12 protein-coding genes are annotated in these 9,946 nt (G+C 58.6%); 9 read left to right on the top strand and 3 right to left on the bottom strand.

All coding sequences use genetic code 11. The annotated features are described in order from the left end of the window. Positions 1–266 precede the first annotated feature (266 nt). Both OKC28_RS00990 and arfB read right to left on the bottom strand, forming a co-directional pair. Positions 267–761 carry a methylated-DNA--[protein]-cysteine S-methyltransferase gene (locus tag OKC28_RS00990; RefSeq protein WP_021138828.1) on the bottom strand — a complete coding sequence of 165 codons (495 nt, stop codon included), beginning with the start codon at positions 759–761 and terminating at the stop codon, positions 267–269. A 43-nt stretch (positions 762–804) separates the two neighbouring features. Continuing rightward, complete coding sequence (gene arfB, locus OKC28_RS00995; RefSeq protein ID WP_005313563.1) at positions 805–1,221, bottom strand: alternative ribosome rescue aminoacyl-tRNA hydrolase ArfB; 417 nt, start codon at positions 1,219–1,221, stop codon at positions 805–807. A 201-nt stretch (positions 1,222–1,422) separates the two neighbouring features. On the opposite strand from arfB, the gene glnK reads away from it, so the two are divergent. The 5 genes from glnK (at position 1,423) to OKC28_RS01020 (ending at position 6,788) form a co-directional block, all read left to right on the top strand. Next, positions 1,423–1,761 (top strand): P-II family nitrogen regulator, encoded by a 339-nt coding sequence (glnK, locus tag OKC28_RS01000; RefSeq protein ID WP_005313561.1) that lies wholly within the window; start codon positions 1,423–1,425, stop codon positions 1,759–1,761. 251 nt (positions 1,762–2,012) lie between these two features. Then, entirely contained in the window at positions 2,013–3,020 is a 1,008-nt protein-coding gene (locus tag OKC28_RS01005) for a Fe(3+) ABC transporter substrate-binding protein (protein ID WP_270686938.1), read from the top strand. A gap of 39 nt (positions 3,021–3,059) precedes the next feature. After that, positions 3,060–4,685, top strand: a complete 1,626-nt coding sequence (locus tag OKC28_RS01010; RefSeq protein WP_234577256.1) for an ABC transporter permease — start codon at positions 3,060–3,062, stop codon at positions 4,683–4,685. A 73-nt stretch (positions 4,686–4,758) separates the two neighbouring features. Continuing rightward, entirely contained in the window at positions 4,759–5,793 is a 1,035-nt protein-coding gene (locus tag OKC28_RS01015; RefSeq protein ID WP_270686761.1) for an ABC transporter ATP-binding protein, read from the top strand. An 89-nt stretch (positions 5,794–5,882) separates the two neighbouring features. Next, positions 5,883–6,788 (top strand): Dyp-type peroxidase, encoded by a 906-nt coding sequence (locus OKC28_RS01020; protein WP_265451813.1) that lies wholly within the window; start codon positions 5,883–5,885, stop codon positions 6,786–6,788. 103 nt (positions 6,789–6,891) lie between these two features. On the opposite strand, the gene argR is transcribed toward OKC28_RS01020, so the two are convergent. Further along, positions 6,892–7,362 carry a transcriptional regulator ArgR gene (gene argR / locus OKC28_RS01025; RefSeq protein ID WP_005308670.1) on the bottom strand — a complete coding sequence of 157 codons (471 nt, stop codon included), beginning with the start codon at positions 7,360–7,362 and terminating at the stop codon, positions 6,892–6,894. Positions 7,363–7,563: 201 nt separating this feature from the next. Between argR and OKC28_RS01030 the strand changes: the two genes are divergently transcribed. The 4 genes from OKC28_RS01030 to OKC28_RS01045 are packed head-to-tail and all read left to right on the top strand — an operon-like array spanning position 7,564 to position 9,849. Then, positions 7,564–8,304 (top strand): ATP-binding cassette domain-containing protein, encoded by a 741-nt coding sequence (locus tag OKC28_RS01030; RefSeq protein ID WP_005313549.1) that lies wholly within the window; start codon positions 7,564–7,566, stop codon positions 8,302–8,304. 25 nt (positions 8,305–8,329) lie between these two features. Beyond that, positions 8,330–9,067 (top strand): transporter substrate-binding domain-containing protein, encoded by a 738-nt coding sequence (locus OKC28_RS01035; protein WP_005313547.1) that lies wholly within the window; start codon positions 8,330–8,332, stop codon positions 9,065–9,067. Between the two features lie 3 nt (positions 9,068–9,070). Then, positions 9,071–9,721 carry an arginine ABC transporter permease ArtQ gene (gene artQ, locus OKC28_RS01040; RefSeq protein ID WP_270686766.1) on the top strand — a complete coding sequence of 217 codons (651 nt, stop codon included), beginning with the start codon at positions 9,071–9,073 and terminating at the stop codon, positions 9,719–9,721. A 2-nt stretch (positions 9,722–9,723) separates the two neighbouring features. Further along, entirely contained in the window at positions 9,724–9,849 is a 126-nt protein-coding gene (locus OKC28_RS01045; protein ID WP_270686768.1) for a hypothetical protein, read from the top strand. The last annotated feature ends 97 nt before the right edge of the window (positions 9,850–9,946 follow it).

A 9,946-nucleotide genomic window follows, 5' to 3' on the forward strand; every position in this document is an offset into this window, starting at 1 on the left:
TGGCTGTTTTTCAGGCAAAAAAAGCGCCTCAGAGGAGGCGCGGGGAAAAAGACAGATTGGAAGCGTCACATGGGTGCCACTTGAATGAGGGATGAGCCATGCCATCCAAGTGTGAAGCCATGATGCCTGACCCTGTCTGAAGCCCTTCTGAGGCGATTCTTCATACTATGTTCATTTTTATAAACGCAAAACGGCGCCACTCGAACAAACCGGACCTCTGTTGTGCCAGTGGCTGAAGTGAGTGTTTTACAGGGATGTCGCCACTATCAAGGAGTCAACTCGAACGAACCGGCGTTCTGTTGTTCCAGCGCCAGCAACCAGCGCTTGATGGGGATGCCGCCGGCATAACCGGTCAGCTCGCCGCTGCGCCCTATCACCCTGTGACAGGGCACTATGATGCTGAGAGGATTGCGGCCATTGGCGGCACCCACGGCTCGCACCGCCTTGTGGTTGCCGATGGACTGGGCTATTTCGAGATAGCTGACGGTCTTGCCATAGGGAATGTCGCACAGAGCGCGCCACACCGACTGCTGGAAGGGGGTTCCCTTGGCGGCGAGCGGCAGATCGAAGCGTTGCAGACGGCCGGCGAAATAGGCGGCGAATTGCTCGACGTAAGGCGCCAGCGCCAGATCATCCTGACGCCACTGCTGGGTTGGCATTATGGGGCGCTCGCCCTGCATGAACTCCACGTGGCGCAGGCCATCCCGATCGATGGCGATGAGCAGGGGGCCGTGGGCGCTGTCGCAAAAACTGTATCTCATCTTCTCTCATCCTTGGCGTGGGCAAGTCGTAAGGCTGGCAGCATCACTCCAGCACGGGTTTGCCGCGGGCTGACTTGATGTCGCCCTTGCGCTTCTTGGCGTCGATCCGCTTGCGCTGGGAGCTGCGGGTCGGCTTGGTGGCATGACGGGCCTTGGGGCGCCAGGCGGCTTTCTTGAGCAGCTCCACCAGGCGGCTCATGGCCTCTTTTCGGTTCATGTCCTGGCTGCGATGGGTCTCGACCCGGATCTGGATAAAACCATCGTGTACCCGGCTGTCGCTCAGCTTGTCGAGCCCCTCTTTGTAGAGCGGGGGCAGACTGGGAGAGCTGCGGTAATCAAAGCGCAACCAGACGGCGGAGTCAGTCTTGTTGACGTGCTGGCCGCCGGCCCCCTGGGCCCGCATGGCCTGAAACTGCAGCTCATGCCAGGGGAGGGTGACGCTGTTGGAGATGACTAGCATACTGCTGTGCTCTTGTTTGGTGCATAGGGAGAGGCTGGTTCAGCTTGGTGCCTCATTATGGGGCGAGATGTGCTCCCTTGGTGATGCCGGGGGGGATTCATCCAGGATATAAATGCTATCTTTTTGAAATTAAACAATAAAAAGACTTGGCACAAGAATTGATACCCAATTCACCACATACCATGGATTGGGAGCAACCAGATGAAGCTGATTACTGCGATTATCAAACCCTTCAAGTTGGACGATGTGCGTGAAGCCGTCGCCAGCCTGGGAGTCGAAGGACTGACAGTGTCCGAGGTCAAGGGGTTTGGCCGCCAGAAAGGGCACACCGAATTATACCGGGGAGCCGAGTACCAGGTCGACTTCTTACCCAAAGTGAAGCTGGAAATTGCGACGGCCGATGACAACGTCGAAGGGGTCATAGAGGCGATCTGCAAGGCGGCGTATACCGGCAAGATCGGCGATGGCAAGATTTTTGTCTACGATTTGTTGCAGGCGGTGCGCATTCGTACCGGTGAAAGCGATGACGAGGCGCTCTGATCGCTCGGGTGCCCTGGCGGCTTGAGCATGGGTAACCCTGTTTCGGATTGCCAGACTGGACGGGTTGCCGATAGGTAGTCATTGATTGACTCCATGGTGGGGCTGGATAGGATTCTATCCGGCCCTTTTGTTTGAACGGCGTTTAAATATGTGATCCCGCACTCGATGTTTTCTTGATCCGGTTGGCGAGGCCAATGCAAAATACAAACAGCAATGGTTATCACTCGATATAGCAACTCAAGGAATGGATGATGAAAATGAAGATGCTGGCACTGGCTTTTTCTACCCTGGCTGCTCAGGGTGCGTTTGCGGCAGGAGAGGTGAATGTCTACTCCAACCGTCAGGATGAACTGATCAAGCCCATCATCCAGCAGTTCGAGAAGGAATCGGGCATCAAGGTCAACGTGGTGTTCGCCAAAGAGGGGCTGAACGAGCGTCTGGAGCGGGAAGGCAAGCTCTCTGTGGCCGACCTGATGCTGACCGTGGACATCAGCCGTCTGACCGATCTGGTGGACAAGGGGCTGGTGCAGCCGGTAGACAGCAAGATACTGCAGGAGAATATTCCCGCTATCTATCGTGACCCGGAGAACCGCTGGTTCGCCCTGACCACCCGCGTGCGTGCCATCTATTCGAGCAAGGAACGCCTCGGCAAACTCGACACCATCCGCTACGAAGATCTGGTCAAGCCTGAATTCAAAGGGAAAATTTGTACCCGTAGCGGCAAGCATGAGTACAATGTGGCGCTGGTTTCCTCCATGATCGCCCATCACGGCATGGCGGATGCAAAAACCTGGCTGGAAGGGGTCAAGGCCAACCTGGCGCGCAAGCCGCAAGGCAACGACAGGGATCAGGTCAAGGCGATTAAGGATGGCATCTGCGATCTGTCCCTCGGCAACAGCTACTACCTGGGTGCCATGTTGAAAGATCCGGCTCAGAAGTCCTGGGCTGATGCTGTCTACATCAACTTCCCGAACCAGGCTGACCGTGGCGCCCACGTCAACGTGAGCGGCGTGGCCATGACCAAGCATGCCAAGAACAAGGAAGCCGCCCAGAAGCTGATGGAGTTCCTGGCTGGCGATACTGCCCAGCACATGTATGCGGACGTGAATGCCGAGTACCCGGTCAAGGTCGGGGTCGAGCCTTCCGCCATGGTCAAGTCCTGGGGCAGTTTCAAGTCTGATCCCATGCCGGTCAGCGAGTACGCCAAGCACCGCAAGGATGCCTTGCAGTTGCTGGATGAAGTAAAATTCGACTTGTAATCAGATGGGGCCAAGGGCCCCATCCACTTCTGTGGTCTCATGAAAAATTGTGGATGGATTGTCAGCAGCTGGGCCACCGCCCTGCTGCTGGGTTTGCCGGTACTCGCCCTGATCTTCTCAGCCTTCTCGGCAGACGGAGACCTGTTTCGTCACCTCGCCGATACTGTGCTGTTCGACTACCTTGCCAATACGCTGGGACTGGTGGTGGGCGTAGTGCTGCTCAGCCTGTTGTTCGGCGTACCTACCGCCTGGCTGGTAGCCATGTGTCAGGTACCGGGGCGCCGAGCCCTGCAGTGGGCGCTGATGCTGCCCATGGCCATGCCCTCCTACATCGTTGCCTACGTCTACACCGACCTGCTTGACTACTCGGGGCCGCTGCAGGCGGGGCTGCGCACCCTGTTTGAGTGGAGCAGACCGGCGGATTACTGGTTCCCGGCCATTCGATCCCTGGGCGGCGCAGCCTGGGTACTGGCGCTGGTGCTCTTTCCCTACGTCTATCTGCTGGCCCGCGCCTCGTTCTTGGAGCAGTCGGTCAGCCTCATTCACTCCAGCCGTCTGCTCGGCTGCAACCCTTGGCAGAGCTTTCGCCGCCTCAGTTTGCCGTTGGCACGCCCCGCCATCATGGTGGCGGTTTCCCTAGTGGCGATGGAGACTCTGGCCGACTTTGCCACTGTCCACTTCTTTGCCATCAACACCCTGACCACTGCGGTTTATGATACCTGGCTCGGCTATGGCAGCCTGGCCACCGCTGCCAAGCTCTCCTGCATGATGCTGCTGGCCGTGGTGCTGCTGATCGCGCTGGAGCGCCGCTCCCGCCAGCGTCAGCAGGTGTTTCAGAAATCCATGGGTCATGAGCAGCCGCTGCGTTATCCACTCAAGGGAGTCAGCCGTTGGCTGGCCGGACTCTGGTGCTGGGGACTGGTGCTGGCGGGTTTCGGCCTGCCATTTGTCATCCTGCTCGATTACGGCGTGCGCTATTTCGAACTCTCCTGGACGCCGGAGTTTGTCCGCTTCGCCGGCAACAGTCTGCTCATCTCGGCGCTGACAGCCCTGCTGGCCATGGGTATCGCCCTGCTGCTCGGTTTCTTCCGTCGCCTCGATGGCGGGGTCAAGAGCCTGCTGCCCCTGCGCATCGCCGCCATGGGATACGCCATGCCGGGTACCGTGCTTGCCATCGGCGTGCTGGTGCCGCTGACAGCCCTCGATTTTGGTATCAATGATCTGGCCGAGTGGCTTGGAGGGCAGGGGCCTGGCTTGCTGCTGACCGGTACCCTCACTGCCATCGTATTCGGCTATCTGGTGCGCTTCGTGGCCATTGCCATCGGTTCGGTGGAGAGCAGCATGGGCAAGATCTCCCCCAGCCTTGACATGGCGGCCCGTTCCCTGGGACAGGGAGATGGCGGTATGCTGCGGCGGGTTCATCTGCCGCTGGTGCGACGGGGTCTGTTTGCCGGTGCCATGCTGGTATTCATCGAATCCATGAAGGAGCTGCCCGCCGCCCTGCTGCTGCGGCCGTTCAACTTCGATACCCTGGCGACCCACGTCTATCAATTTGTCTCGGACGAGATGCTGGAACGCGGCGCCCTGGGGGCCATCGTTATCGTGCTGGTAGGGCTGTTGCCGCTCATCTGGGTCAACCGCAGCCTGGATAGCCAGGGGCACTGAGTCTGCAGATCACTCCCTGAATTGTTGTCCGGCGCAGGTCGGCCTGAATCAAAAGAATATGAGGAAGTCAGCCGTGTCTTGCTTGCAGGTTGAGAACGTCAGTTGCCGTTATAACGGTCGCAATGTGCTGGAGCAGCTGTCTCTGTCGGTGGCCGACAACGAGATTGTCTGTCTGCTGGGGGCCAGTGGCTGCGGTAAAACCACGCTGCTCAAGGCCATTGCAGGCCTGTTGCCGCTGGCCGAAGGGGAGATCCGCCTCGGTGCTACCCTGCTGGATGGGCCGGGCGTCAGCGTGCCACCCGAGGCGCGCAACATCGGCATGATCTTCCAGGATTATGCCCTCTTCCCCCATCTGACGGTGGCCGACAATGTCGGTTTCGGGCTGACTCGCCTTGACCACTCCGCCCGTCAGCAGCAGGTGGAGGAGGCGCTGACGCTGGTTAAGCTGCAGGGGCTGGGAGATCGCTATCCCCATCAACTCTCTGGCGGGCAGCAGCAAAGGGTTGCCATCGCTCGCGCTCTGGTGTGCAAGCCGAAGTTGATGCTGCTGGATGAGCCCTTCTCCAACATCGACACCCAGGTGCGGATGAAGCTGATCCTCGAGATCCGCACACTGCTCAAGCAGCAGGGGATCGGCGCCATCTTCGTTAGCCACAGCAAGGAGGAGGCGTTTGCCTTCGCCGACCGGCTGGCCCTGTTTCGGGCTGGTCACATCGAGCAGGTGGGACAGCCGGAGCAGCTTTATCGCCGCCCGCAGAACCGCTTCGTTGCCGAGTTTTTGGGCGGGGTGAATTATCTGGCCGCCGAGGTGGTGGACAGTCACTGCGTGCAGACGGCGCTCGGGGTTATCTGTGGCAGCGAGCCTCATGGTCGCAACCTGGGCGAGCTGCTGCAACTGATGCTCAGACCCCAGCAACTGTTGCTGGAGGCCGTCGTGGACGGCGAACTGACTGTGCTGGAGCAGCAGTTTCTCGGTCATCACTGTCGGGTGTTGTTCGAGTGTGGCGGTCAGCGACTGGAGGCGAGCATAGGTGAGCCACTCGGCGGGGATCGCGCTCGGGTCAAGGTCGCTCCCCATGGGTTGGTGTTGTTTGAACCAGTGCAGTGAACCACTTGATATCGTTATGGAATCAATGAATTGAATTCACTCTGGTTTATAATCGCGCCACGCTAATGCCTATACAGGGGAGAGACATAATGAAAGCCCAAGCCGGGATCTGCGCAGAGCCGAATCTGCACGCACTCTATCTGATGTTCAATCGCACAGGAGAGGCGACCGCACTGGTTGCCCGTCTGGCCAGCTTGCCTGCTCTGTGGGAAGCGGTTGCCGCCGATTTCCCCGATGCCGGTTTCACTGGCCTGGTCGCCGTCGGCGCCGATGCCTGGGATGACCTCTACCCTGTGGCCCGTCCGCCCCAGTTTCGCGGCTTTATGACGCAATCAGCCAACGGTCAGCAGGCGCCAAATACGCCGTTCGACCTCTTCGTGCAGTTGCGCGCCGATCGGGTCGATGTTTTGCATCACGCCGGTCAAAGGGTTATGGCGCTGCTGGCCGGATTGGTGGCGCTGGTGGAAGAGGTGCGTGGTTTCCGCAATCTGGATTGCCGGGACCTGACCGGCTTCGTCGACGGCACCGAGAACCCGCAAGATGAACACCGCGCTGAGGTGGCCTTGCTTGAGGGTGGCGAGTTTGCCGGTGGCTCCTATGTCCATGTGCAGCGTTGGGTACATGCCATGAGCGACTGGGAGAAGCTCGCCCTGAAGGAACAGGAAGACATCATTGGCCGCACCAAGCGCGACAACATCGAATACGAGTCGGCCGACAAGCCGCTGACCTCCCATATCAAGCGGGTCAACCTCAAGACGCCCAAGGGCGAATCCATGGAGATACTGCGTCAGAGCATGCCCTGGGGAACCATGACGGAGCAGGGACTCTATTTCATCTCCTGCTGCCGCACGCCGTTGCACTTCAATGCCATGATGGCCAGCATGTACAAGGGGGAGGGCGGCCATTTTGATCACCTGCTGCGCTTCACCACGGCAGTGACGGGGGCGGCCTTCTTTGCCCCCTCGGAAGATTTTCTGGTGGCAAAGGGTCAATAAGTCAGCATTCACCGGTGCGCAGAAAACAAAAATCCCGGCCTTGGCCGGGATTTTGCGTTCTGGCGGTACCGCTAGTAGGCGGTGGCCTGCGCATTGGCTGACATTAAGGGGTCTGTTCGAACAGCTCGAGGGCGGAGAGATAGAGCTCTTCGATATCGGTGTCGCTGGTCGGAGTGATGAAGATGGTGTCATCACCGGCGATAGTGCCGAGGATCCCTTCTGCCTTGCCGAGTGAGTCGAGCAGGCGGGCGATCAGCTGGGCTGCACCCGGGCTGGTGTGGATCACGACCAGAGCGCCGTTGTGGTCGACGTCGAGTACCAGGTTCTTGAGCGGGCTGGAAGTGGTGGGTACACCCAGTTCCACCGGCAGGCAGTAAACCATCTCCATCTTGGCATTGCGGGTGCGAACGGCGCCGAAGCGGCTCAACATGCGCGATACCTTGGACTGGTTGATGTTTTCGAAGCCCATCTCTTGCAGGGCAGTCACTATCTCTGCCTGGGAGCCAAATCGTTCTTCTTTCAGCAAGGCTTTAAAGGCCTTGGCCAGTTTTTCTTGCTTGTCGTTGTGTTTCATCTTGGACTCACGAATGAGGAGGTGTGGCTGCCTGTCACGCTCAGGCGGCAGATATGAACAGCGTGCCCATTTTGCATTCATGTGCCTATTTTTGCAAGGAAGCGGCGGTTGTTCTGCATATTGATTCAAAATTAGCTTGCATCCCCCCATGTTGGGGCTAAAATCGGGACGAAATTTTGAAAACTTATTCAATTGGGCTGTATGGGTATTGAACTAATCGGTATCGCAAAATCCTGGCACAAGGTGCCGGTGCTGCAAGATGTCAGCTTTCGGACTGAGCCCGGTGAAACCTTGGTGCTGCTGGGCCCGAGCGGTGCTGGCAAGAGCTCGCTGCTACGTATGATGAACTTGCTGGACACGCCGGATGCCGGCGTATTGCGCATCGGTGAAAGTGAATTTTCTTTCCCGTCCGGCCTGTCTGCTGCCGAATTCAACCGTCAGGCGCAGGCACTGCGTCGCAAGGTGGGCATGGTGTTCCAGCAGTACAATCTCTGGCCACATCTGACCGTGATGGAGAACCTCATAGAGGCGCCCGTCAAGTTGCTCGGCATGAGCAAGGCCGCGGCCATCGAGAAGGGCGCCTACCTGTTGACCCAGTTGCAACTGGCCGACAAGCGTGATGCCTGGCCTGCCCGCCTCTCCGGCGGCCAGCAGCAACGGGTGGCCATTGCCCGTACCCTGATGATGGATCCGCAAGTGCTGCTGTTTGACGAGCCGACGGCCGCACTCGATCCCGAGATCACCAAAGAGGTGGCCGAGATCATCCGCAATCTGGGCCAGACCGGTATTACCCAGGTGGTGGTGACCCACGAGGTGGAGTTTGCCCGCAAGGTGGCCAGTCAGGTGATTTATCTGGAAAAGGGGCGGATCATCGAGTCCGGTACCGCCGCCATTTTCCAATCCCCGCAAACCAGCCGGTTTGCCGAATTCTTGATGCATTGATATTCAAATCGATAAGGAAGCTGTCATGAAAAAGAGTCTGTTGCTGGTTGCTGCCATGGGTTTGCTGAGCACCTCTGTGCTGGCCAAAGAGATCAAGTTCGCCACCGAGGCGACATATGCACCGTTCGAATACCTGGACGACAAAAACGAGTTTCAGGGCTTTGACATCGACCTGGCCCGTGCCATCTGTACCCAGGTCAAACTGGAGTGCAGCTTCCACAACCAGGCCTTCGACAGCCTGATCCCCAGCCTCAAGTTCCGTCGTTATGACGCTGCCATCGCAGCCATGGATGTGACCCCGGAGCGGGCAGCCCAGGTCGACTTCTCCGACATCTATTACGAGAACTCAGCCGTGTTCGTGGCCAAGAAAGGGACCTTCAAGGGGCCGGAAGACTTGGTCGACAAGACGGTCGGCGTGCAGAATGGTTCCTCGCATCAGTCCTATCTGGTGGATAACTGGATCAGCAAAGGCTTGCTGACAGTGCCCTATGCCAGTTACCAGAGTGCCTTCCTCGACATGATGAATGGCCGTACCGATGGTGTCTTTGCCGATACTGCCGTGGCGGCCGACTGGCTCAAGCAGCACAAGGAGTACGTCGTGATCGGTGCGCCTGTGACCGATGCCAAGTACTTCGGTACCGGCTTTGGCATCGCAGTGGCCAAGGGCAACCTGGAGCTGCTGACCCAGCTGAACAAGGGGCTGGCCGAGATCAAGGCCAACGGCACCTATCAGAAAATCTTCGACAAATACTTCGCGCAGTAAGCCATGTTGAGCCTGTTGTTGGATGCAGCCTGGATGACCCTCGGGCTGGCCTTGGCATCACTGGTCGGTGGCATGGTATTGGCGCTGGGATTGAGCGCCGCCGAGCTGAGTAAACAGCCTTGGCTGGTGTGGCCTGTGGCTACACTGACCACCTTGATCCGTGGCTTGCCCGAGCTGTTGGTGGTGCTGTTCATCTACTTCGGCTCGACCCAGGTGCTGTTTCTCATCACAGGTGAGTATGTGGAGTTCAGCCCGTTCGCCTGTGGAGTGCTCGCACTCTCTCTGCTGTTTGCCAGCTATGCCACCCAGACTCTGCGGGCGGCGCTCAATGCGGTGCCCGCCGGACAGCGGTTGGCGGCGCTGGCGCTCGGTCTTGGCAAGGGGCGCATCTTCTTTCGCATCGTGTTGCCCCAAGCCTGGCGTCATGCCCTGCCGGGCCTCGGCAATCAGTGGCTGGTGTTGCTGAAGGATACGGCGCTGGTCTCTCTCATAGGGGTGAACGAGATGATGCGTCAGGCCCAGATGGCTTCGGCCAGCACTTATGAACCCTTCACCTGGTATGCCGCCGCGGCCCTCATCTATCTTGCCATCAGTCTGGTGAGTGAATTCGGCCTCAAGCAGGCTGCCCGCTATACCCGCCGCTACGGAGGTTGACCATGCAGGACTATTTCATGACCCTGCAGGGGGGATCAGTGATCACCCTGCAACCGACCCTCGTCAGTCAGCTGAGTGAATTCGGGTTTAAGCAAACAGCCAGCTATACCCGCGGCTACGGAGGTTGACCATGCAGGACTATTTCACGACTCTGCTGGGGGGATTAGTGATCACTCTGCAATCGACCGTCTTCAGTCAGCTGAGTGAATTCGGGTTTAAGCAGAC

The sequence above is a fragment of the Aeromonas sp. D3 genome (assembly GCF_027705025.1).
Classification (GTDB): Bacteria; Pseudomonadota; Gammaproteobacteria; order Enterobacterales; family Aeromonadaceae; genus Aeromonas; species Aeromonas salmonicida.